25 protein-coding genes and 1 tRNA gene are annotated in these 26,606 nt (G+C 73.7%); 9 read left to right on the top strand and 17 right to left on the bottom strand.

From position 1 onward, the window contains the following. The 8 genes from HCN52_RS01740 to HCN52_RS01705 form a co-directional block, all read right to left on the bottom strand. A partial coding sequence (locus HCN52_RS01740; protein WP_168086530.1) for an FAD-dependent oxidoreductase occupies nt 1-202 on the bottom strand: 202 nt, incomplete at its 3' end. Continuing rightward, the gene (locus HCN52_RS01735; RefSeq protein ID WP_168086529.1) at nt 199-732 is read right to left on the bottom strand and encodes a flavin reductase family protein; all 534 of its coding nucleotides are present in this window, start codon (nt 730-732) and stop codon (nt 199-201) included. The genes HCN52_RS01740 and HCN52_RS01735, both read right to left, overlap by 4 nt. Nucleotides 733-934: 202 nt before the next feature. Beyond that, nucleotides 935-1,453 carry an SRPBCC family protein gene (locus HCN52_RS01730; protein WP_168086528.1) on the bottom strand — a complete coding sequence of 173 codons (519 nt, stop codon included), beginning with the start codon at nt 1,451-1,453 and terminating at the stop codon, nt 935-937. After that, a complete protein-coding gene (locus HCN52_RS01725) occupies nt 1,450-3,867 on the bottom strand; it encodes an MMPL family transporter (protein WP_168086527.1) in 2,418 nt (805 codons plus the stop codon). The genes HCN52_RS01730 and HCN52_RS01725 overlap by 4 nt, the downstream gene beginning before the upstream one ends. After that, the gene (locus HCN52_RS01720; RefSeq protein WP_209314042.1) at nt 3,864-4,883 is read right to left on the bottom strand and encodes a hypothetical protein; all 1,020 of its coding nucleotides are present in this window, start codon (nt 4,881-4,883) and stop codon (nt 3,864-3,866) included. Before HCN52_RS01720 ends, HCN52_RS01725 begins: the two co-directional genes overlap by 4 nt. Before the next feature lie 159 nt (nt 4,884-5,042). Next, the gene (locus HCN52_RS01715) at nt 5,043-6,491 is read right to left on the bottom strand and encodes a cytochrome P450 (protein WP_168086526.1); all 1,449 of its coding nucleotides are present in this window, start codon (nt 6,489-6,491) and stop codon (nt 5,043-5,045) included. A 16-nt stretch (nt 6,492-6,507) separates the two neighbouring features. Continuing rightward, nucleotides 6,508-7,188 (bottom strand): class I SAM-dependent methyltransferase, encoded by a 681-nt coding sequence (locus HCN52_RS01710; protein ID WP_168086525.1) that lies wholly within the window; start codon nt 7,186-7,188, stop codon nt 6,508-6,510. 222 nt (nt 7,189-7,410) lie between these two features. Further along, a tRNA-OTHER gene (locus HCN52_RS01705) sits at nt 7,411-7,497 on the bottom strand. Nucleotides 7,498-7,715: 218 nt separating this feature from the next. Here HCN52_RS01705 and HCN52_RS01700 point away from each other — a divergent pair. Beyond that, nucleotides 7,716-8,429 carry a GDSL-type esterase/lipase family protein gene (locus HCN52_RS01700; protein WP_168086524.1) on the top strand — a complete coding sequence of 238 codons (714 nt, stop codon included), beginning with the start codon at nt 7,716-7,718 and terminating at the stop codon, nt 8,427-8,429. Here HCN52_RS01700 and HCN52_RS01695 read toward each other — a convergent pair. From HCN52_RS01695 to HCN52_RS01665, 7 genes are all read right to left on the bottom strand, one after another. After that, on the bottom strand, nt 8,416-9,669 hold the full coding sequence (locus HCN52_RS01695; RefSeq protein ID WP_168086523.1) for a beta-ketoacyl-[acyl-carrier-protein] synthase family protein: 1,254 nt from the start codon (nt 9,667-9,669) through the stop codon (nt 8,416-8,418). The two genes, HCN52_RS01700 and HCN52_RS01695, sit on opposite strands and share 14 nt — an antisense overlap. Beyond that, on the bottom strand, nt 9,669-9,908 hold the full coding sequence (locus tag HCN52_RS01690) for an acyl carrier protein (RefSeq protein ID WP_168086522.1): 240 nt from the start codon (nt 9,906-9,908) through the stop codon (nt 9,669-9,671). The genes HCN52_RS01695 and HCN52_RS01690 overlap by 1 nt, the downstream gene beginning before the upstream one ends. A 59-nt stretch (nt 9,909-9,967) precedes the next feature. Further along, on the bottom strand, nt 9,968-10,528 hold the full coding sequence (locus HCN52_RS01685; protein WP_168086521.1) for a hypothetical protein: 561 nt from the start codon (nt 10,526-10,528) through the stop codon (nt 9,968-9,970). Continuing rightward, nucleotides 10,528-11,058 (bottom strand): type II toxin-antitoxin system RatA family toxin, encoded by a 531-nt coding sequence (locus HCN52_RS01680; RefSeq protein ID WP_168086520.1) that lies wholly within the window; start codon nt 11,056-11,058, stop codon nt 10,528-10,530. The genes HCN52_RS01685 and HCN52_RS01680 overlap by 1 nt, the downstream gene beginning before the upstream one ends. Further along, nucleotides 11,051-12,364 carry an aspartate aminotransferase family protein gene (locus HCN52_RS01675; protein WP_168086534.1) on the bottom strand — a complete coding sequence of 438 codons (1,314 nt, stop codon included), beginning with the start codon at nt 12,362-12,364 and terminating at the stop codon, nt 11,051-11,053. The genes HCN52_RS01680 and HCN52_RS01675 overlap by 8 nt, the downstream gene beginning before the upstream one ends. 36 nt (nt 12,365-12,400) lie before the next feature. After that, nucleotides 12,401-13,540, bottom strand: coding sequence for an acyl-CoA dehydrogenase family protein (locus HCN52_RS01670; protein WP_168086519.1), 1,140 nt, complete (start codon nt 13,538-13,540; stop codon nt 12,401-12,403). 210 nt (nt 13,541-13,750) lie between these two features. After that, entirely contained in the window at nt 13,751-15,415 is a 1,665-nt protein-coding gene (locus HCN52_RS01665; RefSeq protein WP_168086533.1) for an aldehyde dehydrogenase family protein, read from the bottom strand. A 223-nt stretch (nt 15,416-15,638) separates the two neighbouring features. On the opposite strand from HCN52_RS01665, the gene HCN52_RS01660 reads away from it, so the two are divergent. After that, the gene (locus HCN52_RS01660; protein ID WP_209314041.1) at nt 15,639-16,646 is read left to right on the top strand and encodes an MprF family protein; all 1,008 of its coding nucleotides are present in this window, start codon (nt 15,639-15,641) and stop codon (nt 16,644-16,646) included. Nucleotides 16,647-16,679: 33 nt separating this feature from the next. Here the strand turns inward: HCN52_RS01660 and HCN52_RS01655 are convergent, their stop codons facing one another. Further along, nucleotides 16,680-17,417 (bottom strand): AfsR/SARP family transcriptional regulator, encoded by a 738-nt coding sequence (locus HCN52_RS01655; RefSeq protein ID WP_245174794.1) that lies wholly within the window; start codon nt 17,415-17,417, stop codon nt 16,680-16,682. A gap of 714 nt (nt 17,418-18,131) precedes the next feature. Then, complete coding sequence (locus HCN52_RS01650) at nt 18,132-18,935, bottom strand: SAM-dependent methyltransferase (protein WP_168086517.1); 804 nt, start codon at nt 18,933-18,935, stop codon at nt 18,132-18,134. A 347-nt stretch (nt 18,936-19,282) separates the two neighbouring features. Here HCN52_RS01650 and HCN52_RS01645 point away from each other — a divergent pair, with 347 nt between their 5' ends. The 7 genes from HCN52_RS01645 to HCN52_RS01615 all read left to right on the top strand — a co-directional run bounded on the left by HCN52_RS01645 (nt 19,283) and on the right by HCN52_RS01615 (nt 26,597). Then, the gene (locus HCN52_RS01645) at nt 19,283-19,678 is read left to right on the top strand and encodes an STAS domain-containing protein (protein ID WP_168086516.1); all 396 of its coding nucleotides are present in this window, start codon (nt 19,283-19,285) and stop codon (nt 19,676-19,678) included. After that, nucleotides 19,675-21,888 (top strand): SpoIIE family protein phosphatase, encoded by a 2,214-nt coding sequence (locus HCN52_RS01640; RefSeq protein WP_168086515.1) that lies wholly within the window; start codon nt 19,675-19,677, stop codon nt 21,886-21,888. The genes HCN52_RS01645 and HCN52_RS01640 overlap by 4 nt, the downstream gene beginning before the upstream one ends. 526 nt (nt 21,889-22,414) lie before the next feature. Further along, the gene (locus HCN52_RS25120) at nt 22,415-23,377 is read left to right on the top strand and encodes a 3-oxoacyl-[acyl-carrier-protein] synthase III C-terminal domain-containing protein (RefSeq protein WP_168086514.1); all 963 of its coding nucleotides are present in this window, start codon (nt 22,415-22,417) and stop codon (nt 23,375-23,377) included. Then, nucleotides 23,374-24,309, top strand: a complete 936-nt coding sequence (locus HCN52_RS01630; RefSeq protein ID WP_168086513.1) for a diiron oxygenase — start codon at nt 23,374-23,376, stop codon at nt 24,307-24,309. Before HCN52_RS25120 ends, HCN52_RS01630 begins: the two co-directional genes overlap by 4 nt. Then, nucleotides 24,299-24,571 (top strand): hypothetical protein, encoded by a 273-nt coding sequence (locus tag HCN52_RS01625; RefSeq protein ID WP_168086512.1) that lies wholly within the window; start codon nt 24,299-24,301, stop codon nt 24,569-24,571. Before HCN52_RS01630 ends, HCN52_RS01625 begins: the two co-directional genes overlap by 11 nt. After that, nucleotides 24,568-25,473, top strand: a complete 906-nt coding sequence (locus HCN52_RS01620) for a class-II aminoacyl-tRNA synthetase family protein (protein WP_168086489.1) — start codon at nt 24,568-24,570, stop codon at nt 25,471-25,473. The genes HCN52_RS01625 and HCN52_RS01620 overlap by 4 nt, the downstream gene beginning before the upstream one ends. Then, nucleotides 25,470-26,597, top strand: a complete 1,128-nt coding sequence (locus HCN52_RS01615) for an SDR family oxidoreductase (protein ID WP_168086511.1) — start codon at nt 25,470-25,472, stop codon at nt 26,595-26,597. Before HCN52_RS01620 ends, HCN52_RS01615 begins: the two co-directional genes overlap by 4 nt. Nucleotides 26,598-26,606 lie beyond the last annotated feature (9 nt).

The raw sequence follows: 26,606 nt of genomic DNA, 5'->3' as shown, positions 1-26,606 counted from the left end.
CCGCCGGCCGGCGGGCGTCGACCACGGCCACGTCGGCCGACGGGTCCCGGTCCAGCAGGTGGTGGGCGGTGGCGAGGCCGGCGAGTCCCGCGCCGACGACGGCGATGTCGACGGTCAGGTCGTCGGTGACCCGGGCTGCGGGCGCGGTGGGCGCGGCGGGTGCCGCGGACCACGGCGGCAGGTCGGCGACCGGGAGGCTCATCGCGGCCCCTGCTCGGCCAGAGCGTGGAAGGCGCGATCGTGCCAGATCAGCGGCCGGCCCGGCCCGGCGCGCAGCGCGGTGAGCCGTCCGACGACCAGGCAGTGGTCCCCGTAGGGGCGGATCTCGGCCGTGCGGCAGACCGCCCAGCTCAGGGCGTCCGCCAGGACGGGCGCGCCCAGGCTCTCCTCGTACGACTCCGCGGCGAACCGCTCCGCCGGCGGTGCCGAGGAGAACCGGCGGGCGCGGAGGGACTGGCCCTCCGCCAGCAGGTGGACGGCGAAGCGGTCGCGGGTGCGCAGCGCGTCCAGGGTGCGCGAGGAGTGGGCGAGGCAGAGCAGCAGCAGCGGCGGCTCCGCCGAGAGCGAGGTGACGGTCGAGACGGTCGTCCCGACGGGCCCGTCGTCGGTGGACGCGGTGACGAGGGCGACCCCGGCGGCCAGGCCGGAGAAGAAGTCCAGGCACGGCTTCCTGCCGGGCACCGGCTCCGCCTCGGGTCCGCTGCTCGGCGCGCCGGCTATGACGTGCGGCATGGGGGCTCCTTCCTCTCCGGGTGTCTCCGGTCGGGCGTGCTCGTGATGCGACGTGCGGGTACGGCGTGCGGGTACGACGTGCGACGTGCTTCTGCGGCGGGCCGGACCGGCGGAGGAGCCGGCGGGCGGTGGCGGGGCGGTGCCGGTGCGGGGCCGGGCGCGGGAGGTGGCGGGCCGGAGCGGCGACGGGCGGTCCGGCCCGTCACCCCTCCTGTTCGGCCTCCAGCGCGTCGCGCAGCGCGAGGAGGGTGGCGCGCATCGTGGTCCGGTTGCGCGACCGACGGCGGACGACGCCGGTCACCAGCGGCGTCACGGCGGTGAGCGCCGCGCCGAGCGGGCCGGACCGGCGGTCGTGCCACTCCTCGCGCACCTCGCACCCCTCCGGCAGCGGGCGGAACCGGTACGCCCACCCGGCGACCGGGATGCCGAGGAACCCGACGTGGAAGGCGAAGGCGCGCCCGGGCTCCGCCTCGACCACGCGGCACAGCGTCGGCCAGGGCAGCCAGCGCGCCCGGTTGCGGCCGACGAAGCGGGTGCCGACCCGCACGGGGCCCTTGCCGAGCACCCACGCGCCCCTGCACTCCGGGCTCCACTCGCCCATGCGGGCCACGTCGCTCACGGCGGCGTAGGCGGTCTCGGGCGGCACCCGGACGACGACGGACTCGCTCACCCGGGACGGGGTGTCGGCTTCGCCGGGGGTCGCGGCGGTCTGCTCGGTCATGACGGGTGCGGTCCCTTCGCTGGGGCGGTGGAGGCGGGCTGCGGCACGTCCGGGGGGCCGGACGGCCCGGACGGCGTGCCGGTGCCCGGTACGGCGGGCGGGTCCTGGCGGCGGAAGGGCAGCCACCAGTTCCACCGGCTCATCAGCCGCATCGAGGCGGGGACGATCAGCAGCCGGATGACGGTGGCGTCCAGCGCGATGGCCAGGGCCATGCCGAGGCCGAGTTGCTGGATCGGGATGATGCCGGTGAAGGCGAAGGCGGAGAAGACCGCGACCATGAGGACGGCGGCACCGGAGATCAGCGGCATGGTGTCCGCCATGCCCCGCGCGACGCTGCCGGTGTTGTCCCCGGTGGCGAGGTAGTCCTCGCGGACCCTGCTCAGCAGGAAGACCTCGTAGTCCGTGGAGAGGCTGAACAGCAGCGTCACCAGCAGGACGGGCACGAAGTTGGTGAGCCGGCCGTCGGCGTCGAGCCCCAGCGGCCCGCTCAGCCAGCCGTCCTGGAAGATCAGCACCAGCACGCCGTAGGTGGCGCTCACCGACAGCAGGTTGATGGCGATGGCCTTCAGCGGCAGGAAGAGCGAGCGGAACGTGAACAGCAGCAGCAGGTAGATCACGGCGAGCATGGTGGCGATGACGGGAAGCAGCGCGTCCTCGATTACCGCGTTGGCGTCCACCCCCTCCGCCGTCTCCCCGCCCACGGCCACGCGCCAGTCACCGGCCGCGGCCAGCACCTCCGCCTCGGCCCGGACCTCCTCCAGCAGCCGCTGCACCGCCTCGGAGGAGGCGGTGTCGTCGCCCACCACCTCGATGAGCAGCGTCGTGCCGTCGGCGGAGACGAAGTGGCCGAGGGTGGCGCGGGCGTCGTCGGGCAGCCCGCCGGTGTCGGCCGGCACGAGGAGGGGGTCCTGCGGGTTCACCGCGCGCAGGGTCGCCACCGCCGAGTCGACGCGGACCGCGCCGGGCAGCCCGGCCAGGGCGTCGTGGAACTCCAGCAGGTCGGCACGGGCCGCCGCCGGCATCTCCCGCACGGGGTCGGACGCCGAGACGACCACCTGCAACGGCGCGGCGCTGCCCACCCCGAACGCGTCGCGGGCGGTGTCGTACCCCTGGCGGACCGCGGTGTCGGCGGGGACCACCCGGGCGTCCGGGGTGAACGTCTCCAACCGCAGCGCCGGCAGCGCCAGCACCAGCATGGCGCCCACCCCGATGGCGAGGAACAGCACCGGACGGGCCATCACCCGCCGGGTGACGCGGGTCCAGCGCTCACCGCGCCGCGCGGCGTCCCGGGGTCGTCCCACCCGGCCCCACTCGATGCGGGGGCCCAGGAGGTGCAGCAGGACCGGCAGTAGCAGCACGCTGATCAGCACCGCGAGGGCCACCACCACCACGGCGCCCAGCGCCATGGAGCGGATCACCCCGAGGTCGACCAGGAACAACGTGGACATCGCGGCGACGATGGTCAGCCCCGAGGCGAGGACCGTCTCCCCGGAGGTGCGCAGCGTGCGGGCCATCGCCCGCTCCACGGCCTCCCGCGAGGAGTCGCCCTCCGCCCGCAGCTCGTCCTTGAACCGCATGATCATGAAGAGCGAGTAGTCGACCCCGACGCCCAGTCCGAGCATGGCGGCGGCGCTCTGCACGAACACCGACAGCTCCACCTGCCGGGCGACCACCGCCAGCAGCCCGAAGGCGAAGACGACGGCCGTCACCCCCACCAGCAGCGTGGCCAGCGCCGCCGCCACGCTGCGGAAGATCAGCAGCAGCACCAGCAGGATGATCGGCAGGGTCACCACCTTGGCGAGGATCAGCCCGCGCTCGCTGAGGTGGTTGACCTCGCCCCACAGCGCCGCCTGGCTCACCAGCGACACGTCCAGCTCCTCGGGCCCGAACCGGGAGTCGAGCCCCTCCTGGATGTCGGGCAGCACGCGGCGGGCCGTGCCGTCGTCGAGGTCGGAGCCCACGCGCACCAGGGCGGTGCGGCCGTCCTCGCCGAGGAACGCGCCGCGGTTCTCCTCCTCGGTGAGCGTGGTCCAGCCGTAGCTCTCCGAGGCGCGCAGCCGGTCGTCGCGCAGGACGGCGTCGGCGGCCTCGGCGACCCGCGCCTCGAACTGCGGCTGCCCCGACCGGTACCGGTGGTCGGTGATGACGACGGTGACGGAGGTGGCGCCGCGCCCCTCGAACCCGTCGTCGGCGAGGCGTGCGGCCGCCTCGGCGGAACCGGAGCCGGCGGCGTACCAGCCGCCCCCGCTGAGCAGGCCGGGCAGGGAGAACGCCTGCACGCCGGCCACGGCGAGCAGCAGCAGCCACACCACGGCCAGCGGGCGGCGGTGACGGCTGGTCAACCGCGCCAGGCGGGTCGGCACACCGGAGTCGCGGTGTCCCTCCGGGCGCGGTCGGTCGGTGCGAAGGTTCATGCGCGGATCGGGACTCCGTGGTCGCGGTCGTCGGTGAGGATCTCCATCAGCGCCCGGTCGGAGGCGGTCAGGCGCTCCACCCGGCCGGTCGCCTTGTTGGTGATCTGGAGGTCGCACCGGCCGATCTTGGTGTTGAGGCAGTGCTTGATGCCGCCGGGCGGGTTGTAGTAGTTGAGGCCGACGAAGTCGGCCGGGGCCGCGGTGAACCGGCCGCGGATGGCGACCGCCTCGTCCGAGCTGGCGAAGTCCCAGTAGAAGTAGCCGAAGTCGCCCTTGGCGCGCAGCGCCCTGCCGAGGGAGGAGAGCTGGTACTCCCGGTCGTGGTGGCGCAGCACCAGGAAGGTGACCTTCGGCGTCATGACGGGCCCGGCCACGCGGGTCCGGCCGGTCACGATCTCCAGGAACGTGTCGGGCTCGCCGTCGAACCCGGCGACCTGCCCGAAGGCGTAGTGGTCGGTGTGCCGGCTGCCCCAGTTGTGGTTCTGACTGCCGGTCCAGCCGTCGATGTCGACGGTCTCGCCGTCCACGGTGAGGGTGCCGGAGTAGGTCGCCAGCGGCAGACCGACGAGGCTCTTCGCCTTGGGGAAGCCGCCGGTGTACATCCGCGGCGGGAGCAGCAGCAGCGGAGGCTCGGACCCCTTGTAGGTCAGGTCCCAGCCGATCCGGCCGTCCGTGCCGCGGGCCTCGCCGCGCAGCGCGCCCGGCTCCAGGACGCTCCCGTCGATCCGCGCGCCGAAGGAGTCCGGCGAGAAGTGGCAGTCGGCGATCGGGTGCTCCTCCTTCGCCACCACGTGCCGACCGGTGGTGCCGTCGAAGTGGACCGCCCACAGCTCGCCGATGGCCGACTCCGGCATCCCCTCGGGGCTGAAGACGGTGTAGCGGATCCAGAACGCGCGGGGCTCGGTCGGGTGGTTGCCCCGCTGGTAGAAGCTCTCGTAGTGGCCCGCCCGCTGCCCCGGGCGGTACTGCGTCCAGTTCAGTCGTGCGGCGTCCGCGGTGCTGGGGTCGATGTTCATCGGGTCCGTCTTCCGTTCGGTGGCGGTTTCGGATCGGTGGCGGTTTCGGATCGGGGGGTGTCGGGACGGTGCCGGTCGGCCCGGGGCGCGTTCGCGGCGGCGGCGGGTCAGTTGCGGCTCGGGCGGGCCCCGCGACCGACCCGCCGGGTCCGGTCCGGTCTAGCCCGTGCCGGTCGCCCGGGACCGCGTGTGCACGGTCATCTCCATGCCGTACCGCGGCCGCAGCGTGATCGACGCCTGGTTGACCACGCGGTGCGCCGGTACGTGGCGGAACTCGTACCGCCGCACCAGGGCCGCCAGCAGCAGGTGCGCCTCCATCAGCGCGAAGTGCTTGCCTATGCACAGGTGCGGGCCGGCGCCGAAGGGCATGTGGGCGAACCGGTGCCGTCCCCGCTTGCCCTCGGCGGAGAACCGGTCCGGGTCGAACCGCTCCGGGTCCTCCCAGTGCCGCTCGTGGCGGTGGATGGTGAAGAGGTCGACCAGCAGCCGGGAGCCGGCCGGCACGGTGTACCCGCCCAACTCGGTGTCCCGCAGCGCCAACCGCGGCACGATCGGCGCCGAGGGGTACAGCCGCAGCGCCTCCTCGAAGACCTGGAGGGCGTACGGCATCGCGGCGAGGTCGGCCATGGTGGGCATGGCGTCCCCGAGGACCGCGTCCACCTCCTCCTGCACCCGGCGCAGCACCTCGCGGTGGCGGGAGAGCAGATAGAACGCCCAGGTCAGCGTGATGGCGGTGGTCTCGTGGCCGGCGCCGAAGGTCGTGATGACCTCGTCGCGGACCTCGCGGTCGCTCATCCCCTGCCCGGTGTCGGCGTCCCGGACCTCCAGCAGCATGTCCAGCAGGTCGGGCGTGCCGTCGCCCCGCACGGTGCCGGCGGCGGCCGCCGCGCGGCGCTCCGCGATGATGCCGTAGGTCATCGCGTCGATGCCCTCCATCACGCGCCGGAAGCGGCGGTTGCGGGGGGTCGGCCAGTGGGTCGGCGGGCTGAAGGGGTTCTGCAGCCGGTCGAAGGCGTAGTTGATGGCGACGTCCACGGCCTCGGGGCTGATGCCGTCGCGGGTCTGCTCGACGTCGGTGCTGAACATGCAGCGGCTGACGATGTCGAGGGTCACCCGCATCATCTCGCCGTGGATGTCCACGACGTCGCCGCTGCGGTGGCTGCGCGCCATGTGCGCGACCTGCGCCGCCGTCGACGCGGACATCGACTCGTACATGCGGGCGATGGCCTGCTTGGTGTAGATCGGCTGCATCATGCGCCGGTTGCGCATCCAGCTCTCGTGGTCGTCGCTGGTGAGCAGGCCCTCGCCCAGGATCAGCCGGAGCGGGTTGTCCGGGCCGAGCTTGCCGTAGGCGGCGCTGTCGGTGAGCACCTCGGCGGCCAGCTCGGGGCTGGAGACGCCGTGCACCACCACCGGGCCCAGCCGGTACCGCACCAGGTCGCCGTGGTCGCGCCACCCCCGGTGCATGGCCAGCAGGATGTCGCGGCGGAAGTCGAGGATGCTGCCCAGTACCGGCAGTCCGCTGCCCTCCGGCGCGAGGGGCGGGGCGGAGCCGGTCGGCGCGGCCGCCGGTGCGGCGGAGGCGCGGGTGCCAGGTGACGTCGTCATCGGTGGTTCCCCCCTCTCACTTCCGCGCCAGCGCGCAGACCCAGCCGAGCGAGCGGCGCGGCTCGGAGACGAACCGGCCCTCCTGGAATCCCGCCTTGGTCAGCATCTCCACCAGATCCGCCCCCGAGAGGATGCGCAGCCCCTCGCGCTCCGACCGCTCCGTGAACCGTCGCCCGAAGTATCGCTGGATCGGGGAGGGCTGCTCGGCCGCCTCCCGGCTCATCTCCAGGGTGATCGCCACCTGGCCGCCGGGCCGCAGGACGCGGTAGGCCTCGGCGAGGCCCCGCATCGGGTCGGGCCAGAAGTAGAACGTCTCGATGGCGCTCACCTGATCGAACGACGACTCGGGGTACGGCAGGTTGCCCGCGTCGCCCTCCTTGATCTCCACCCGGCCCCGAGCGATGCCGTCGACGTTGCGGCGCACGGACTGGCGGACCATCTCGGGCGAGTAGTCCACGCCGGCGACGAACCCGCTGCTCGCCCGGCGGGAGAGCAGCTCGACCGCCATGCCGCTGCCGCAGCCGATGTCCAGGACCCGCTGCGAGCGCCGTACGTCCATGTGCTCGGCCGCCCACACCGTCAGGGTGCGGTGCTGGCGTGCCATCAGGTGGCCGACCAGCGTGCCGGAGCGTCCGGTGGGCCGCCGGAAGTTGGTCTCCACCACTTCGAGCGGCCGCTTCAGCAGTTTGTCGATCATGCGCATGTCCTTCGCTCGTCGCAACGTCCGAGAGGCGCCGGCGATCGCCGGCGGAGTCCACGGCTGGGCCCGGCGGGAACCGGGCGGGAATGACGGGGGCGGCGCGGCGGCCCCTGGCCGATCGGGCACCCGGTCGGGCACCTTGCGGCGGGCACCCGGTCGGGCGCCGGCGGCGGGCGGCCGCCCCGGGCGCACCGCCGGGGCGCGGCGTCGGACGGTCGGCGGAGAGGGCAGGATTCGAACCTGCGGGGGCTTGCACCCGATCCGGATCGCTCCGGATCCCCGTTGGGCCACTTCGGGTACCTCTCCCGGTCGAGGAGGCGGTCGGGCCGCGTTCCTGCCGTGCCCCCGATGCTTCCGGAGCGGGCTGAGATCCCGCTGAGATTCTCCTGAGACGGTGCTCGGTCCCGGAACGGCCGCCGCCGGGGGAGTGGACCGGCCGCGCGACGGGCAACAACGAGATGCCCTCGGGGTGCGGAGAGAGGGCGGCGAGGGAGGGGAACGCCATCAACGAGACGCCCGGGCCGGTGCCGTACGCGACGGGGGAGGCCGACGACCCCGGCTGCCTGCGCCCCGGCGAGGCGCAGCGGCTGCTCGCCGGCGCGCGGTGGCGCCGGCTCGTCGTGATCGGGGACATCCCGGTCGAACGGTCGGCCGAGCCGGTGCCCGGCTACGCGCCGTGGCCCTGGTACGACCGGGTCGCGGCGGCACTGCGCGAGGTCGCGGCGGACCTCGCCCACCTCAACCTGCTGGGGCGGCGTCCGACCACCGCCGCGCAGGTGCGCTCCGTGCAGCTGCCCGCCGCGCTCGCCTTCCGCGGCGACCTCGCCCTGCTGTGCTGGGGCGCCGGGTACGCCACGCGGGAGACGCCGGACCTGCGCGGCGCGACCGCGGAACTCACCCGGACCGTCGCCCCGTTGCGCGACGCCGGGTACGACGTGGCGCTGGTGGGGCTCGGACCCGCCGCCCGCCCCGGGACGGGCGGCAGGCGCGACCCGGCCGCGGAGCAGCAGCGCCGCATGGCGGACCGGGTCAGGGCCGTCGCGGTCCGCCACGGCGCGCTCTGCGTCGACCTGGACCCGCCGCGGGCCGAGTCGGGGGCCGTGCCGGCGTGGAGCCGGGACCGGACCCGCCGCACCGGACGCGGCCACGCCCTGGCCGCGGCGACCGTGGTCCGGGCCCTGGCCGCGGCGGTGCCCGCGACGCCCGGGCACTGCCGCGACCCGCTCAGGCCCGGGTGAGGACCAGCACGGCATTCTGACCCCCGAACCCGAACGAGTTGCTGACGGCCACCTCGACCGGTGTCCGGCGGCCGGCCTTGTGGACCATGTCCACCTCCAGCTCCGGGTCCAGGCTCTCCAGGTTGGCCGTCGGCGGGATGTGGCCGCTCTCGACGGTCAGCGCCGTCACCACCGCCTCGATGGCGCCGGCCGCCGCGAGCGAGTGGCCCACCACCCCCTTGACCGAGGTGACGGCGGGCCTCTCGCCCAGCACCCGGTGGATCATCCGGGCCTCGGTGGCGTCGTTGAGCCGGGTGGCGGTGCCGTGCGCGTTGACGTGGTCGACCGCGTCGGCTCCGACGCCGGCGTCGGTCAGCGCGGCCCGGAGCGCGAGCTCGGCGCCGACGCCGTCCGGGTCGGGCGCCGTCGCGTGGTGGGCGTCGGCCGAGGCGCCGTAACCGCTGACCATCGCCCGGACGTGCGCGCCGCGCGCCCGGGCGTGCTCCGGCCGCTCCAGGACCAGCACCCCCGCCCCCTCGGCCGGTACGAAACCGCCGCGGTCCGCGTCGAAGGGCCGGGAGGTCGCGGCCAGGTCCTCGCGCCGGGCGGCCAGCGCCCCCATCTGGCTGAACCCGGTGACCAGCGACGGCACCAGCGGAGCCTCGGTGCCGCCGGTGACGACCACGTCGCACAGCCCCGACCGCAGCAGCTCGCGCGCCACACCCGTCGCCGTGGTCCCCGAGGCGCAGGCCGTCGCGGTCACGAAGCTGGGCCCGCGGGCACCGCACATCATCGAGACGTAGCCGGCGCACATGTTGGGGGAGAGCATCGGCACCAGGAGCGGGGAGACCCGGCGCGGGCCCCGTTCCAACAGCACGGTGTGCTGCTTCTCCCAGGTCGCGGCGCCGCCGATGCCGTTGCCCAGGACGACCCCGACCCGGGTGGCGTCCCAGGCGTCCCGGTCCAGCCCCGAGTCGGCGAGCGCCTCGTGCGCCGCCACCAGTACCAGCTGGCTGCTCCGGTCGAGCCGCCACTGCTGCTTGCGTTCGATGAGCGCCCCGGGGTCGAAGTCGGGCACCGAGCACGCGAAGTCGACCGGCAGTCCGGCGAGGTCCGGATGGTCGACCGCCGCGGTGCCCCGGGCGGCGTGCAGCACCTCCCAGGTGCGGGCCACCCCGACGCCGGCGGCGGTGACGAGACCGACCCCGGTGACGGCGGCGTGGAACGGCTCCCGGGGCGGCGCCCCTGTGGGTCCGCTCATCAGACGGCCGTCAGCTTCCCGGAGATGACCCCGGCCGCGTGCGCGATGGTGGAGTCGAGGTCGACCTCGCTGTCGTCGAGCTCCACCCCGAACTCCTCCTGGGAGGCGACCGACAGCTCGACGAGGGCGAGGGAGTCCAGTTCGAGGCCGCCGAGCGTGCTGTCCGGCGTGATGTCCGCCGCGTCCAGGCCGAAGGAGCCGGCGAGCAGGTGGACGAGGCGCTGGTAGGTGTCGGACATGGTGTGTCCCCTTCCGGAAGAGGTGTCGTCGGTGCGCCGCGGAGCGTGCGGGCGCGCCCTCAGGTGTTCGGGGCCCGGTGGGCGGCGGCGGTGCCGGTCGCCTCGGGCGCGCCGGCGGGGCCGTCCTCGGACGCGGAGGCGCCGGGGGAGGCGCCGGGGGCGGCGGGGCGACCGGCTGCCGGCGCCGCCATGTCGGCGGCGAGCCGCGCGTAGGCGGGGTGGGGGACCGGCTCGAAGCTCACCGCGAACGGCTTGAGGAAGTTGCCGAAGAGCGCGCGGTCGCCGAAGAGGTGGATCGGGATGGCGAGCAGCGCCCACTCCGCGCCCCACAGCCAGATCCAGGCGAGGACCACCAGCCCCTGCGTCACCAGGCTGTGCATCACGTTGTAGAGCACGTAGTAGGCCCGGTGGACCTCCCCGGTCGGGCTGCGGTGGTGGGCCATCGCCCCCGGGATGTAGCCGATGAGGTCGATGTACACGAACAGCGCGACGAAGGCGACCCAGCGGACCTCGCCCAGGTTGGCCAGCAGCAGGACCGTGGCGACCGCCAGCCCCAGCGCGTACTCCAGCCGGATCAGCCGGTAGGTCGTCGGCGTCTCGAAGAGGTTGCGGGCATCCATCAGAGCGCCCCCGGAGCGCCCGCCGCCGCGGCCCGCGCCTCGGCGACGGCCCGCGCGTCGGCGACCGCCCGGGCGACGGCCTCGTCGCCCACCACCTCGGCGCCGCCCGCGAACAGTCCGATGACCACGCGGGCGATGGTCTCCTTGAACACCCGCTGCGCGACCGGGTCCAGGATGCCGGCGAGGCTGGGGATGCCGAAGTCGAACTCGGCGGCGAAGACCACCAGGCAGTGCGGCCCGTCGGCCTCCATCCGCCAGGTGCCGCGGAACTCCGCGAAGTCGCCGTCCACCTGCTCGAAGGTGATGGTGAGGGTCTCCCGGTCGAAGAGGTCGCTCTCGCTCCAGCACAGCACGCCGTTGCGGAAGTAGACCTCCCAGTCGCTGATCTCCGCGGAGGGGGAGACCTGCCGGGTCTCCACCGACCGGATCACGTCGGTCAGCTCCGGGTAGCGGCTGAACGCGCTGACCCGGTCGAACGCCTGCTGGGCGTCCTGGTCGGCGATCCTGAGGGTGACGCTGACGCTACGCATGGTTGCTGCCGCCTTCTGTCGTCGTTCCGTAGCGGACGCTCTGCGCGCGGCACGCCCGGTCGACCGCCTCGTAGAAGAAGTCCAGGTCGCCGCGGGTGAGCACCGCGGGCGGGGTGAAGCGCAGGACGAGGTGCGAGTTGAGGGAGTGGTTGGCGATGACGCCGTTCATGATCAGCTCGATCAGCAGGTCGCCGGCCGGGCCGGGCTCGGCGAACTCGATCCCCAGCAGCAACCCCCGGCCCCGGACCTCGCGGACGGCGGTGCCGTAGTGGGCGCGGACGATCCGTTCCAGCTCCGGCAGGATCTCCGCGCCGAGCTGCCGGGAGCGGGTGACGAGGTCGTCCTCGTGCAGCGCGGCCAGGGCCCCGCGGACGGCCGCCATCGCCAGGGGCGCCCCCGCGAAGGTGGAGGTGTGCAGGTAGGGGTCCCGGTCGAACGCCCGGAACGCCGCGTGGGTGGCGACCACCGCCGAGACCGGGACGATCCCGCCGCTGAGGCCCTTGCCGACCAGCAGCACGTCGGGGGTGACGCCCTCGCGGTCTACGCCCCACCACGAGCCGAGCCGCCCGAGCCCCGTCTGGATCTCGTCCAGCACCAGGAAGGCGCCGTGGCGGCGGCAGATCTCCTGCACCGCCCGCAGGTAGCCGTCGGGCGGGATCACCACCCCCGCCTCGCCCTGGACGGGCTCCAGCACCACGCACGCCTCGCCCGGATGGGCCGCCACCACGGCCTCCAGGGCGGCGGCGTCGCCGAACGGGACGTGGGTGGTGTCCGGCAGCAGCGGGCGGAACGGCTCCTGGAAGACGCTCCGGCCGGTCAGGCTCAGCGCGCCCATCGTCTTGCCGTGGTAACCGTTCTCGGTGGCGACCAGCCGGCGGCGGCCGCGGGTGCGCGCCAGCTTCACCGCGGCCTCCACCGCCTCCGCCCCCGAGCCGGCGAAGTGCACCCGCTCCAGCCCGGCGGGCGCGACGGCGACCAGCGCGTCGGCCGCCAGCGCCGCCTGGGGCTCCAGGAACAGCCGCGTCGCCACGGGGTGCGTCGCCAGCTGCTCGGCGACGTGCCGCACCACCGTGGGGTGCCGCGCCCCGGAGAGGAAGACGCCGTAGCCGCCGCAGTTGAGGAAGCGGCTGCCGTCGGCGGTGGTGACCCAGGCCCCCTGGGAGGCGACCTCGACGTGACCGCCGAAGAGTTCGCCGAGCGTGGCCCGGCCCTTGCTGAGGTGGGCCCGGTAGAGGGCCCCGAGTTCGTCCCGCCCGGGGACGGCCGTCCGCACGGCCGGCGGGGCCGGGGTGCGCAGCGGCGGCATAGGTGCGGCTGGGGTCGATGTCATGGCTCTCCCTCGTCAGGTCAGGCGCAGCGGCCGGCCCGCGGCGTGGTCGAGATAGGGGTCGGTGAAGCTCGCCCGCGACGGCGGGTGGAACGACAGGCCGTGCGCGGCGCCGGCGAGGTAGCCGACGTCGGAGGAGGACATGAACGCCGACCCGCCCAGGAGCTCCACGGCCTGGCCCAGCGCGTCCCGCAGCGCGTCCTGCACGCCGTAGCGGGCGACGAGGGTGCGTGCCAGGTCGGCGTTGTCGGTGTCGCCGTCCGCGATCATCCGGGCGGTGCCCTCCAGCAGCAGGGCGCCCGTCTCCAGTCGGGTCAGCACCCGGGCACGGTCCGCGGCGCTGCCGCGTCCGCCGTCCACCACCCGTTCCACCAGGCCGCTGACGATGCCGAGGTAGCAGGCGGAGATCAGCAGCTCGAACCAGATGAGGCCGACGGTCTGCAGGTCGTCGAGCCGGCCGGCGACCGAGGGCTCGGTGCGCATCAGCAGCTTCTCGTCGACGAAGACGTCGGTCAGCCGCACCTCGTCGCTCTCGGCGCCGGCCAGCGTCCGGCTGCCCCAGAAGGGGTGGACGGAGATCCCCTCGGTCTCCCGGGGCACCAGCAGCACCGCCATGGACGGCTCCCCGCCGTCGGCGGCGGGCAGCGCCACGCTCGCGGTGAGCAGGTCCATCGAGTGCGCGAGGCTGCAGGGCTTCTTGGCGCCGTTGACGCGGTAGCCTCCTTCGGCCTCGACCGCCGACATCGTCGGCGAGAGGATGCCCCGACCGGGGCGGCCCTCGGCGAAGCCGGACGCGACCAGCAGCCGCTGCTCGGCGATGCCCTCCAGCAGGGCCCACTCCATGCCGCTGCTCTGGATGCTGTCGGCGAGCGTGAAGAGCGTCGCCACCGAGAAGTGGTGCATCGTGGTGGCGACGGCCAGCGAGGGGGCGCGCGACGCGAGGGCCCGCACCACCGCGAGCGCCTGCAGCGGGTCGGCGCCGATACCGCCGTAGGAGGCGGGGACCAGCAGGGCCGGGCCGCCGGCGGCCCGGAAGTCGTCGAAGGCGACGCTGCGGGGCGCCTCCAGCTCCTCCAGCGGGACGTCGGCGAGCCGGTCGAGCAGGCCGGGCAGGAACTTCTCGCACGTCTCACGTGCGGATTGCAGCGAACGCAAGGGACCCCCTCGGGACTTCTGTCCGGCTCAGCGGAACGGGTGACGGCGGGTGACGGCGGGTGCGCGACCCCGGAGGGCGGCGGGCCGGTGTGCGGGACGCGCGGGCGCGTCGGGCGGTGGGCGTGCTGGGGGGCGGTGCGGCCGGTGGCGGATGGTGCGGCAGCCGGCCGGGCGGCCGGCTGCCAGTCGGCCGGTCAGCGGGGCGGCCGGTCAGTCGGCGGCGGCGCGCATCGCCTGCCAGGCGCCGAAGACCGCCTCGGTGGGACGGACGCCGGTGGCGACGCTGACGCCCTGGACGTGGGAGGTGCGCAGGATCGGGTAGTTGGCCTCGCCGAAGGCGCCGCCGGTCAGCCCGGTGCCGCCGTGGGTGGGCAGGTAGGGCAGGAAGCCGATGTGGGAGTCGTTGACCTTCAGCAGCCCGCCCTGGGTGATCCGGCCGACGACGGCGTCGACCACCTCCGGGTCGCTCGCCCAGGCGGAGTTCCGCAGCCCGTAGGCGTTGCTGTTGACGAAGTCGACGAACCGGTCGAGCTGCACGTCGTCGGGGGCCGGCTCCGCCACGATCACCGGCAGCAGCGGGAAGAACGTCTCCTCGCGGACCGCCTGCACCTCGCGCGCCTTCTCCAGCCCGCTGCGCACCAGCACCACGGTCGGCTCCAGGAAGATGCCGGCGGTGTCCCGGGTGCCGTCCTCCTGCACGGCGTGGCCGCCGCAGACCAGTTCGGCGCCCCGGTCCAGGGCGTCCTGGAGGCAGGAGAAGAACTTCTCGTTCCGCAGGACGGGCGTCAGCAGGACGCCCTCTTCCGCGGCCCGGCCCGGCCGGATGCGCGCCGCCCGCTCGGTCAGCAGCGCCAGCAGCCGGTCGCAGACGTCGGGATGGACGACCACCTGGTTGGGGATCATGCACAGCTGGCCGGAGCCGTAGAAGCTCTCCGTGATGGCGTCCGCGGCCGCGTCGAGGTCGGCGTCCTTCCAGACCAGGACGACGTCGTTCCCGGCGAGTTCCAGGATCGGTTTCTTCCCCGCGGCGATGCAGCGCTCCTGGAAGCGGATGCCGTTCTCGCTGCTGCCGAAGTACATGATGTCGTCGACCAGCGGGCTCTCCAGCCAGGCGTTCAGCATGGGGGCGGGGTCGCCGCAGACCGCGTTGAGCGTGCCGGGCGGGGCGCCGAGTTCGGCCAGGACCGGCGCGACGACTTCCTGCAGCACGTACATCGCGCCCAGGGGCGCACTACGGGGCGCGCGGACCACAAGGGAGTTACCGGCCATGATGGCGGTCACTCCCAGCAGGGCGCTGGAGAGCGGCGCGTTCTGCGGCGGGTTGAGGCAGACCACGCCGTCGGGACGCCGGCGGACCGAGATCCGCCGGTCCCCGTGGTGGAACTCCTGCAGCATCTGGGAACGGTAGAAACCCAGCGATTCCGGCCCGAACACCTCCAGGGCGCCCGACACCTGCCACCGCGCCAGCGCGAGGGGGTGCCCCTCCCTGACCAGCACCTCGGTCAGCTGTTCGGACCGCTCGACGAGCCGGCGGCGGAGCAGTTCCCCGAACCGGTCGATGCGGATCTCCGGAGGGACCTGCGACCACGGCCCCGTCGCCGCGGCCGCCGCCGCCAGGGCGCGTTCCGTGGTGGCGCGGTCGGCCCGCGCCACCCGGCCGACGATGGTCGGCGGAAGATTCTTTGCCGAGACTTTTCCGCGTTCGAGTTTTCTTTTCAGGGACAGCGTCGCGAACGCGTTGTCGAGCAGGGCGTCGGAGTCGACGACATAGACCCACTCCTCACCGGGAACGGTCTCGCCGCCCACCAGGGACAGATAGGTCGTGATACCGGAAGAAGACGCTTCGGTCGGTTCTTCCGTCGACGTCGGGGTCATTGCGACATCGCTGCTCACGCAGCCCTCCGCTCTCCGGCCCGCCGATGACGGGAATTCCGCACTCCAGGTGACGGGTCAGACCTTCACAGAGCCACCTGAGAATCCCCGGAGACGGGACTGAGAACGCGCTGAGACAGCCGTTTCAGCGGGATGGCAGCGCAGGTGAAGAGCATGGTGCGGGGCCGCGGCCCCGCCCACCGACACCTCGGACCACAGGAGTGAGATGACGAACCCCGGCGGCACCGTCTCCGACGACGAGGTGCTGGAGGTGCTGGAGAAGCTGCGCAGCCACGGCGACAACCCCAGCGCGTTCCTCGCGCTCAACGCGGGCAACGCCTACTTCACCGCCCCTGCGTCCGAGGGCGTCATCGCCTACCGGGAGGCCGGGCGGTACCTGGTGCAGTTCGGCGGCGTCTGGGCGCCGCCGGCGGAACGGGAGCCGCTGCTGCGCGCCTTCCTCGCCCACGCGCGCGAGCGGCGCCGCAAGGCCGTCGCGGTCCAGCTGCTCGGGCCCGACGTCGAGCTCTACGCCCGGTGCGGCTACACCGTCAACCAGGTCGGTTCCTCCTACTCGGTCCACCTGCCGGAGTTCTCGCTGCGCGGTACGCGCTTCATGAAGCTGCGCAACAAGATCTCGCGCGCGCGACGCAGCGGGTTGGAGGTCACGGAGGTCGCGCCGGAGGAGGTGGGCGCCCGCATCGAGGGCATCGATACCGCGTGGCTCCGTGGCAAGGGCCGGCACGTCAAGGAGATCGAGTTCCTGGTCGGAGAGCTGGGCGGGCCCGCGCAGCACGCCCGTCGGCTGCTGCTGGGCCGGCTCGACGGCGAACCGATCGCGTACATCTCCTACTCGCCCGCCTACGGGTCGCGTCCCGGATGGCTGCACGACCTGAGCCGGCGGGTCCCGCAGGCGCCCCCGGGCGTCATGGAGGCCATCAACCTCACCGCGCTGGAGACGTTCCGCGAGGAGGGCGCGCCGTGGCTGCACTTCGGCTTCACCCCGTTCACCGGCCTGTCCCCGGAACACGACCCGCCGCGGTCCAGCCGGAGCACCGCTCGCGTCATGCGGCTGCTGGCCGAGCACGGGGAGAAGATCTACCCCGCCGCGAGCCAGCTGGCGTACAAGGAGAAGTGGGGCCCCCAGCTGGTCCATCCCGAGTACCTGGCGTTCCACGGGAAGGCGCGGCTGGGGGCCGTCTGGCAGATCCTGCGGGTCACGAAGTCGGTGTGAGCCGGTCTCCCCGGCCGGCTCGCGCCGCCGCCCTCAGATGAGGTGGGGCGCCTGGCGGAGTATGTCCTGCACCCGGTCGCGCAGGCCGTGGCCGGGTTGCAGGCCGAGGTGCTGCGAGAGGTAGTCGCGGGTGCGGTGGTAGGTGTTGAGCGCGTCGGCCTGGCGCCCCGACAGGTAGAGCGCGGTGATGAGCTGCTCGCAGAACCGCTCGTGCAGCGGGTAGCGGGCGTGCAGCAGCTCCAGGTCGGGAATGACGGCCCTGGCCTGGTCCAACCGCAGCCGGATGTCGAAGAGTCGTTCGTACGCCCCCAGTCTGACCTCCTCCAGCTGGGTGTAGGCGACCTGGCAGATCATGCCGTTGCCGGCGTCGACCAGCGCCGGCCCGCGCCAGAGCGCCAGCGCCTCGTTGAGCAGGTCGACGGCGGTGCGCGGGTCGTGCGCCGCGGCGGCGTCGGCGCGGGCCACGAGGCGGAAGAGCCGGGAGACGTCCACGTTCTCGGGGGCGAGGTCCAGCACGTAGCCGGTGGGGGAGGTGCGGATGACGTCCCGCAGCTCCGATCTGCCGCCGTGGGCGACGAGGACGCGTCGCAGGCGCGCGATGTGGCCGTGAAGTGAATTTCCTGCGCTGTTCGGTGGTGTTTCCCCCCACAATTCGTCAATCAATTCGCTTCGGGACACCGACCGGCGTACGGACAGTGCGAGTGCGGCGAGGACCGCGCGTAACTTCTCCCCCGGTATCCGCAACTGGACCCCGTCATCAGTGACCTCCATTGGCCCCAGAAGATTGATCTTCACTGGTGGTGGCTGCCTTCCTGCTGCGACCTTGCAGTGAACCCCTGACATTCCCGCTGCGGGGAGCCGTGCCTTCCGGCAACCGCTGCCACCGTTGCCCCCCGGTGTCAACGGCTTTGCTCGCTTCCGGAATCGGATCGAGACCCCCTGTGGAGAATGATGTTCGCGCCCTACTCGCCGGTACGGCAACGGTGGCCGAAAGTTCGGGGTGGTCGGCCGCGAACCTTGGCCGATTTGCGAGAAACGGTGTCCGATAACGGATTCGGACGGCCCGAACCGGGCGTGCGGAGCCCGGTTCGGGCGGATCACCGTGCTTGCTGGTGGTGAACGGGGGCCCGGTGGAGGCGGATGGGGCCGCTTGCCGGCGTGCGCGCCGCCGGTAGCGCCCTCGGCGCGAGCCCGGCACGCAAGCGGGAGCGAAGAGGGCACCGGATCGGCGCGCGGGCGCGGGGAAGGAAACCGGACAGCGGGCCCGCGCCGGACGCGGGCTGATTCGGACGGCGGGTTCCGCGGGGCGTGGGCGGCCACGCGGCATGCTGACGCCAGGGCCGGCCGGGCCCTCGGCGGCGTCCGCCCCCGCCGAGGTGAGGCGGCCGGGCCGGCGCCGTGCGAGAACCGCGCGCCCCGCCCCCGGGGGAAGCACTCGGGTGGGGTGGGCTCCGTGCAGTCGTCGGCGTCCCTTGGGAGGAAGGCTCAGCGCAGTCGGCCGATGCCGCCCCAGCCGACTCCGTCGAAGGTGGCGGGCATCGCCGATTCCGGTCGCCACTCCGTCAGCGGCACCACGCCGGGCTCGACCAGGTCCAGCCCGGCGAACAGCGTCCGGACCTGTTCCGGTGTGCGCAGCTTGTACGGTACGGCGCCGGTGTCGTCGTACCCCTGCTGCGCAACCGACGCCCCCTCGCTCACGACGGCGTGGGAGAGAAGAAGGTGGCTGCCCGGAGCGAGCCCTGCGAGCAGGTGGTCGACCGCTGCTCGGGCCTCGGCGTCGTTCGGGACGTGCCCGAGGACGTCGGACAGGACGAGTGCGACGGGCCGGTCGAGGTCGAGAAGGTCGCCCGCGGCGGCGAGGATGTGGTGGGGGTCGTGCAGGTCGGCCTCGACGTACTGCGTGGCCCCCTCGGGGGTCGAGGAGAGCAGCGCTTCCGCGTGCATCAGGACCAGCGGGTCGTGGTCGACGTAGACGACCCGGGCGCCCGGGTCGTGCCGCTGCGCCACCTGGTGGGTGTTGTCGACGGTCGGCAGCCCGGTGCCGACATCGAGGAACTGGTTCATCCCGGCCTCGCGGACCAGGTACCGCACGCCGCGCGCCAAGAACCCCCGGCTGGCGCGTGCGACGTCGCGGACCGCGGGGAAGGCGGCGGCGTAGGCGTCGCCGGCCTCTCGGTCGACGGGGTAGTTGTCCGTGCCGCCGAGCCAGTGGTTCCAGATCCGTGCCGAGTGCGGTACGGAGGTGTCGATCCGCCTGCCCGGCTCCGGCCGGTCCGCCTGACGCGTCACACGTCCTCCTTCGGTGGCGCCGCCCGCGCCCCTCGCCGTTGCGTGCGCCCCATCCTCCCGGCACCCCGCGGGACCGGCAAGCGGGGTCCGGCGGTGAAGCCGGCCGGGCTCCGGCCGCCACCCCTCGTCGCCTCTCGCACCTCGCCCGCCGGGGGCTTCGTCGTCGTTCCGAACCGACGGCGAACCCCGCACCCGTCGGCGGGGCGGGCCCGGGCCCGGGCCCGCCCCGGGGCACGGGCGGCCGGCACGCGGCCGGTGGCCCGTGCCCTCCCGCGAGATGGGCGACCTCTAGGATGAGCCGGTTGTCGACAACGGGCTCTACACGGAGGAAGCTGAGAGTGTTCTCGGTGGACGTCAGGCAGGAGGCGCGGGGCGTGGTGCTGACCCTGCGTGGGGAGTTCGACTTCGACAGCGTGGTCCAGCTCCGTGAAGCCGGCGAACGCGAACCGGTGAACGACCCGGGTGCGGGGCCCGTCGTGGTCGACTGCGGCGCGCTGTCCTTCTGCGACTCCTCCGGGATCGGCGCCCTGGTGCGGCTGTGGCAGCAGCTGAGCGCCCAGGACCGGGCGCTGCGCCTGTCGTGTGTTCCCCCGACGGTGGCGCGTCCGCTGGCGCTGACGGGGCTGGACCGGATACTGCCGGTGCACGCCGACACCGAGGCGGCGTTGGCCGCCGACGACCACCGTCGTGATCCTGCCGACCGCGAGCGTCCGGCCCGGCCGACCGAGAGGCACCACCCATGACGCGCGTTCCGGCGCAGCCCGCCCCACAGCAGTCGTCCGGACCCGCGCTCGGCGGGCCCGGCCCGGGGGACGAGACACAGGACGACCTGCGGGCGCTGTTCGGCGAGTCGACCGCGGTCTTCGCCTCCCTGGCCGGACCGGCGCACATGGTGCAGGCGGCGAATCCCGCGTTCCTGGCAGCGGTCGGGGAGGACCGGGTCCGACTCGGCGAGCCCCTGGGCGAGTTGCTTCCCGAGCTGGCCGGACAGGGGGTCATCGCCGCGCTGGACCGGGTCTACCGGAGCGGCAAGCCCCATGCGGCGCGCAGCACCCGGGCGGTGCTCGGGGAGGGCAGCGACGTCCGCGAGGGGTTCTACGACGTCCGGTACGAGCCTCGGCTGGACGCCGGCGGGAACGTGATGGGCGTCCGGATCCTGGCCGTGGAGGTCACCCAGGTCCAGCAGGCGCAGCAGCTGACGGCGGAGCACCGCGCGCTGCTGGAGCAGATCGCGCGTCAAGCGCCGCTGCCCGACGTGCTGGACGGCATGGCGCGGGTGATCGAGGAGCTGGCGCCCGGTCGAGTGCTGGTCTCGGTCCTGCTCGCCGACCCCGACGGCCGACGACTCCGCCACGGTGCCGCCCCGAGCCTTCCGGACTTCTACAACCAGGCGATCGACGGGATCGCCACGGGTGAGGGCGTCGGGTCCTGCGGCACCGCCGCGCATCGCCGGCAGACGGTGATCGTCACCGACATCGCGCAGGACCCGTTCTGGGACGACTTCCGCGCCCTGGCCGACCGGGCCGCGCTGGCCGCGTGCTGGTCCACCCCGATCCTGGGCCGCGACGGCTCGCTGCTGGGCACCTTCGCCATGTACCACCGCGTCCCGCGCATCCCCCAGGAGGCGGACCTCGCGCTGGCCCGGGTCTTCGCCGACACGGCGGCGCTGGCCATCGAACGGCATCACGCCGAAGCGGCCCGGCTGGCGGCCGAGGAACGGGAGAAGGCCGCGCGAGAGGACCTCGCGTTCCTGTTGGAGGCCAGCACCGCCCTCGCCTCGGACCTGGACGCCGCGCAGGCACTGCAACAGCTGGCGGCCGCCTGCGTACCGCGGCTGGCGCCGCTCTGCGCGGTCGACGTCATCGAGAACGGGCGGGTCGACCGCATCGGCACCGCCGCCCCCACCGGCAGCGAGGAAGCCCTCCTCGCCTCGCACATTCCCGTCTACGACGCGGCGGACGACGCGGTGGCGCGCGTCCTGGCGTCGGGGGTCACCGAGGTCGCCCGCCGCACCCCCACCGGTCCCGGCCCCTGGCAGGACCTGGGTGTCACCGGCTATCTCTGCGTCCCGTTGATGGACCGCAGGACGGCGTTCGGCACCCTCACACTGCTGTCCACCGGCGAGCACACCTTCGACGGGCACACCGTGGCGCTCGCCGAGGAGCTCGCCCGCCGGACGGCCGCCGCAGCCCGCAACGCCCGGCAGTACACCTCCCGGGCCGCCCTCGCCCGCGACCTCCAAGCGGGGCTGCTCCTGCCCGACCTGCCGCAGGTCCCCGGGGTCGACGTCGCGACCTACTACCACCCGTGCGGTGAAGGGCTGGACATCGGAGGGGACTTCTACGACCTGTTCCCCCTGGAGGACGGCCGCTGGGCCTTCATGCTCGGGGACGTGTGCGGCCGCGGGGCGACCGCCGCCACCACGACCGCGTTGGTCCGCCACACCGTCCGCGCCGTGGCCCCCCTCCTGCCGACGCCGCAGGACGTCGTCGGTGCCGTCAACCGGGCGCTGGTCAACCGGCCGGACGGCCACGGCAACGGGTTCGTCACGCTGATCTACGGACAACTGACCCCGGGCGACCGGGGAGCGGAGGTGGAGCTGACGCGGGCCGGCCACACCCTCCCGGTGACCGTGGACGCCGACCGCACCGTCTCCGCCGTGCACACGCCCGGCGCCCTCCTCGGTATCGGCCTCGACCCGCATCTCACCTCCCACCGCCTGCTGCTGCGCCCCCGGGAAAGCCTGCTGCTCTACACCGACGGCATCACCGAGGCCCGCGACCCCCAGGGGCAGCAGTTCGGTGAGGAGCGCCTGTCCCACGCGCTGGGAGGCCTGCCGGCGGAGCACACCGCCCGGGACCTCGTCACCGCCGTGACCGGAGCCGTGCACGACTTCACCGGCACCCACCACATCGACGACGACCGCGCCATCCTGGCCCTGACCGCGACCTGACCCGACCGCGGGGGCGTCGACCGGGCGACCTGTCAGGGCACGGCCCGGCGCCGCTGGTGCCGGTGCCGGTGCCGGGCCGGGGCGTGCGTGCTCTGGAACACCACCGGCCGCGCAGGGACGGGCGCGGCGGGCTGACTTCCGCACCCCGTCCGACCGGCTCGGCTCCGACGACGCGCCGGCCCCGGGCCTGCGGAGGGGAGGTGTCGACGCATCGCCCACTCGGGCCGTGGCGTGAGGGCGTCGGCAACGCTCCCGTCCCGCAGCGACCGGACCGTCGAAGGAGTGCGCCCGCCGACGTCGGGCACGGCTCCGCGCGTGCCGTCGGCGATGTGCACCACCGCTTCACCGGCTTGCGCCGTTCATCACCGACCGCCTCATGGCCGGGTGCTCAACTGAGCGTATTTGCAACACAGTTGACAGATTCTGGGTGGAAGTTGACCGCTCTTGATCGCCTATGCATACTCGGCATCCCAGTGCGCCCCTCCGGGGGCGACTGCCTGCTCCCTCCGGATCGGAGTCCCCTCCCGTGGCGCGCGCGTTCATCGGCGACATGGCCTACAGCCTCGGAGCCACCCGGTACGAACTGGCGGAGTCCGCGGCGGCCGGGCGGCTCTGCTCCTCCCCGGACGATCTTCTCGCGGCGGGGTTCGCGCGGCACCACGTCTGCCCTCCCGGTGACGGCAGTTACGACCTGGCCCGCGGTGCCACCGACCGACTGCCCCTGAACGACGGCGTCGACGCCATTGTCTACAACACCTGCCTGCCCCAGAACGGCAGCATCGGCGACCTGGCCGCCTGGGAGGCCACCGGGGACGTCAAGCACCTGATGGAGTTCCCCGCCGGCCACCTCCAGACGGATCTCGGACTCGACACGGCGGTGGTGTTCGGCCTCACCCAGCAGGGCTGCACCGGCATGCTCGGGGCGCTGCGACTGGCCGACGCCCTGCTGGCCTCCGAGCCGGAGTGGGAACGCGTCCTGTGCGTCTCCGCCGACCGGTTCCCGCCCGGCGCACGCTACGAGCAGTCCTACAACGTCATCTCCGACGGCGCGGCGGCCTGCCTGGTCACCGCCCGCCCCGCTCCCGGCACCCGGGGGCTGCGGCTGGTCGCCACGCACCAGATCACCAACGGCGGGCTGCACACGGCGAGCGACGACGAGTCGGTCGGGACCTTCTTCTCCTACGTCCCGCTCCTGGTCCGGCAGACACTGGCACGCGCCGGGCTCACCACCGCGGACATCGACTGGGTCGTCCCGCAGAACACCAACCGGCACGCCTGGCGGATCGTCGCGGGACTCCTCGGCATCGACCACGAACGGGTCTGGCAGCGCACCCTCCCCGACGTCGCCCACGCCATCTCCGCCGACAACATCATCAACCTGTCGTCCCTGCTGGAGTCCGCCGAACTCCGTCCGGGCCAGCGCATCCTGCTCGCCATGGCGGGCCACGGCCTGAACTGGCAGGCCACCGTGGTGGAGGTGACCGCATGACCGCGACGAGCGCAGGCGGCGGCAGCGGGGCGCGCGCCGGCCGGGGCGCCCGGCTGCGCGCGGCGATCGCCGCCGTCTCGGGCACCGTCGACCGCCTCAGCGAGGTCTCCCGCGCGAAGTACCAGAACCCCTACGCCGCGCTCAGCTGGCCGGACTCCGTCGACCCCGGCGCCGACTGGTTCTTCACCCCCGAGATCACCTCCCTCCACGGCACGCCCCACCAACCGGAACCCGATTCGGAGGAGTTCAGGCGGTTCGCCTTCCTGGAGGCGTCCAACTTCTTCAGCCTGAACATCCACGGCGAGAAGGCACTGATGGAGGGCCTGGCGAGCCGCCTCTACCGCAGCGACCTGCTGGAGATCTCCGACTACCTCCACCACTTCCTCGACGAGGAGAACAAGCACAGCGTCTACTTCGGGGGCTTCTGCCGCCGCTACGGCACCCTCTACCGCAGCAGGAACATCCCCTTCCCCGCCGAGGGCGACCGGTCCGTCGCCGACGTCCTCTTCTTCGCCAAGGCGCTGCTGTTCGAGGAGCACGCCGACGCCTACAACGTCCACCAGGCCCGCGACGAGCGGCTGCACCCGCTGGCCCGGTTCATCAACCAGGCCCACCACGCCGACGAGACCCGGCACCTGGTGTTCAACCGGGCCATCGTGCAGGCCCTGTGGGACACCCACGCCCCGGAGTGGGACGCGGCCACCCGCGACGAGGTCCGCGACCGGATCGGCCAGTTCTTCGTCACCACCTGGCGCGAGTACTACAACCCCGACGTCTACGCCGATCTGGGCCTCGCCGACCCCTGGCAGGCCGCCGAGGACGCCTGGAACGCGCCCTCCCAGCGGGCCCACCGCCGGAACTACTCCGACCGGTGCCTCCGCTTCCTCCTCTCCACCGGAATCCTGCAGAAAGAACCCGCCGATGCCTTCTGACGTCGACCAGGTACGGAACTGGGTGACCGCGCGAGCCCGCGATCTGCCGCCCGGCGGCCTCACCGACGACCTGCCGCTGTGGGAGGGACGCCACCTCACCTCCCTCCACCTGCCCGAGCTGATCCTGCTCCTGGAGCGGCTGCGCCGACGCCCCGTCGACGTCGAGGAGCTGACGGCCGGGGACTTCCGCGACATCACCACCATCGCCGCCACCTTCCTCGACACGGACGCCACCGCCACGGAGCGGACCACCGCCCCGTGACCCCCGCCGAAGCCCCCGCCGAAGCCCCCGTCCTCCCGGCGGGACTGCGCGCCGCCGGCCTGCGCTGGCACGAGAGCGGCCACGCCACCCTCACCGGTCCGCTGCTCGCCCTGGCCACCGCCTGCGACAACGCGTTCGTCTCCCTCGCCGGAGCCCGCCCGCCGGAACCCGAGCACCACCCGGCTGTGCTGCGCGCCGCGGACCTCGACCCCGTCGACTACCTCCGGTCCTTCCCCCACCTGGCGACCCTCGCCGCGACCCTCTCGCCCGAGGACACCGACCTCCGCGCGTTCCGGGACGCCCGCGTCCCCGGCGAGCCGGTACCGCCGAGCAGCCTCACCCCGCCCGCGGACGTCCTCACCCCCGCGGCCTGCTACCACGTCTACCTGCACCACCGCGGCGAGGAACTGCGCGCCCCGCTCCACGTCACCACCCGCAACACCTGCTTCCGCCGCGAGGAGCACTACGCGCCGCTGCGCCGCCAGTGGAGCTTCCAGATGCGGGAACTCGTCTGCGTCGGCTCCCGCGAGGAGGTCCGGGAGTTCCTCACCACGACCCGCGCCGCCGTCGCGCGGCTCATGGCCGCACTCGACCTGCCGGTGCGCTGGGAGGCCGCGACCGATCCGTTCTTCGACCCCGCCGCCGACCCCCGCCACCTCGCGCAGCGGATCAGCCCCACCAAGCACGAGGCGCTGTACGGGCAGCTGGCCCTCGCCTCGGTCAACCTGCACGAGGACCACTTCGGCACCGCCTACGGCATCGTCCGCGACGGCCGCCCCGCCAGCACCGGCTGCGTCGCCTTCGGCATCGAACGCTGGCTGTACGCCCTGACCCACCGCTGGGGCGCCGACCCCGACGGCTGGCCCGACGTCCGCGCCGCCGCACAGGGGAGCCCGTCATGAGCGGCCGCGTGGTCGTCACCGGGGCCGACGGGTACATCGGGCGCCGGGTCGCGGCCCGCTTCCTCGCCGACACCGACACCCGGCTCGTCCTGACGGTCCGCGCCGCCGACCGTGCCGAACTCGACGCCAAGACAGCCCGGTTGCTCCCCGAACTCGGGCCCGCCGCCGACGGCCGGGTCGAGGTCCTGCCGGCCGATCTCACCCACGAGGCGCCGCTCGCCGCCGTCACCGGCGACGTCACCGCCGTCGTGCACTCCGCGGCGCGCACCGCCTTCGACGTCAGCCGCCCCGTCGCCGAGCGCGTCAACGTCGACGGCACCCGCCGCGTCGCCGACTTCGCGGCGCGCTGCCCCGCGCTGGAACGCCTCGTCCTGCTGTCCACCCTCGTCAGCGCCGGGCTGCGCACCGGCCCCGTACCGGAGACGGCACTGGTGGGGGAGGCCGAGAACGCCAACCACTACGAATGGTCCAAGGCAGCGGGCGAACGCCTCGTCGCCGCCGAGTTCCCCGACCTGCCGCTGTCCGTCGCCCGGCTGTCCACCATCGTCGCCGACGACGACCGGGGCGCCGTCACCCAGTACAACGTCTTCCACAACACGTTGAAGATGTTCTTCTACGGCCTGATGACCGTCATGCCGGGGCTGCCCCACACCCGGCTCTACCTCGCCACCGCCGCCTTCACCAGCGCCGCCGTCGTCCGGCTCGCCTCGGCCGACGCGCCCACCGGCGTCTACCACCTCGCACCCACCGCCGGGCAGGCGCTGCCGCTGACCGACGTCATGGACACCGCCTTCGACGTGTTCGGCGAGGACCCCGCGTTCCGCCGCCGACGGCTGCTGCGGCCCGAGTTCTGCGACGACGCGACCTTCCGCCACCTGCTCGCCGCTGCCGACGGCCTCCGCGGCAGCCCGGCCGCCGGCGCGCTGCGCACCGTCGCGCCGTTCGCGGAGCAGATGTTCCACCCCAAGGAGTTCACCAACGACCGGCTGCGCGAGGCGTGGCCGGGCATGCCCACCCCCGCCGGCCTTCCCCTGGTCGCCGCCACCTGCCGGTCGCTGGTCGCCACCCGTTGGGGCCGCCAGGGCGCCGACGCCGGACCGGTACGGGCCGGCTCAACCTCGTGATCGGAGCGC

Source organism: Streptomyces bohaiensis (assembly GCF_012033785.1).
Lineage (GTDB): Bacteria > Actinomycetota > Actinomycetes > Streptomycetales > Streptomycetaceae > Streptomyces > Streptomyces bohaiensis.
The sequence above is the reverse complement of the archived record's forward strand: the minus strand, read 5'-3'. Positions and strand labels throughout refer to the sequence as shown.

What these genes read in the sequence shown, in the direction of transcription:
- HCN52_RS01665 (WP_168086533.1), bottom strand. Translation starts at nt 15,415, where the DNA reads ATGACCCCGACGTCGACGGAAGAACCGACCGAAGCGTCTTCTTCCGGT.
- HCN52_RS01730 (WP_168086528.1), bottom strand. Translation starts at nt 1,453, where the DNA reads ATGACCGAGCAGACCGCCGCGACCCCCGGCGAAGCCGACACCCCGTCC.
- HCN52_RS01630 (WP_168086513.1), top strand. Translation starts at nt 23,374, where the DNA reads ATGACCGCGACGAGCGCAGGCGGCGGCAGCGGGGCGCGCGCCGGCCGG.
- HCN52_RS01675 (WP_168086534.1), bottom strand. Translation starts at nt 12,364, where the DNA reads ATGCCGCCGCTGCGCACCCCGGCCCCGCCGGCCGTGCGGACGGCCGTC.
- HCN52_RS01685 (WP_168086521.1), bottom strand. Translation starts at nt 10,528, where the DNA reads ATGGATGCCCGCAACCTCTTCGAGACGCCGACGACCTACCGGCTGATC.
- HCN52_RS01710 (WP_168086525.1), bottom strand. Translation starts at nt 7,188, where the DNA reads ATGATCGACAAACTGCTGAAGCGGCCGCTCGAAGTGGTGGAGACCAAC.
- HCN52_RS01655 (WP_245174794.1), bottom strand. Translation starts at nt 17,417, where the DNA reads ATGGAGGTCACTGATGACGGGGTCCAGTTGCGGATACCGGGGGAGAAG.
- HCN52_RS01660 (WP_209314041.1), top strand. Translation starts at nt 15,639, where the DNA reads ATGACGAACCCCGGCGGCACCGTCTCCGACGACGAGGTGCTGGAGGTG.
- HCN52_RS01725 (WP_168086527.1), bottom strand. Translation starts at nt 3,867, where the DNA reads ATGAACCTTCGCACCGACCGACCGCGCCCGGAGGGACACCGCGACTCC.
- HCN52_RS01625 (WP_168086512.1), top strand. Translation starts at nt 24,299, where the DNA reads ATGCCTTCTGACGTCGACCAGGTACGGAACTGGGTGACCGCGCGAGCC.
- HCN52_RS01680 (WP_168086520.1), bottom strand. Translation starts at nt 11,058, where the DNA reads ATGCGTAGCGTCAGCGTCACCCTCAGGATCGCCGACCAGGACGCCCAG.
- HCN52_RS01615 (WP_168086511.1), top strand. Translation starts at nt 25,470, where the DNA reads ATGAGCGGCCGCGTGGTCGTCACCGGGGCCGACGGGTACATCGGGCGC.
- HCN52_RS01720 (WP_209314042.1), bottom strand. Translation starts at nt 4,883, where the DNA reads ATGAACATCGACCCCAGCACCGCGGACGCCGCACGACTGAACTGGACG.
- HCN52_RS01695 (WP_168086523.1), bottom strand. Translation starts at nt 9,669, where the DNA reads ATGAGCGGACCCACAGGGGCGCCGCCCCGGGAGCCGTTCCACGCCGCC.
- HCN52_RS01715 (WP_168086526.1), bottom strand. Translation starts at nt 6,491, where the DNA reads ATGACGACGTCACCTGGCACCCGCGCCTCCGCCGCACCGGCGGCCGCG.
- HCN52_RS01640 (WP_168086515.1), top strand. Translation starts at nt 19,675, where the DNA reads ATGACGCGCGTTCCGGCGCAGCCCGCCCCACAGCAGTCGTCCGGACCC.
- HCN52_RS01690 (WP_168086522.1), bottom strand. Translation starts at nt 9,908, where the DNA reads ATGTCCGACACCTACCAGCGCCTCGTCCACCTGCTCGCCGGCTCCTTC.
- HCN52_RS01735 (WP_168086529.1), bottom strand. Translation starts at nt 732, where the DNA reads ATGCCGCACGTCATAGCCGGCGCGCCGAGCAGCGGACCCGAGGCGGAG.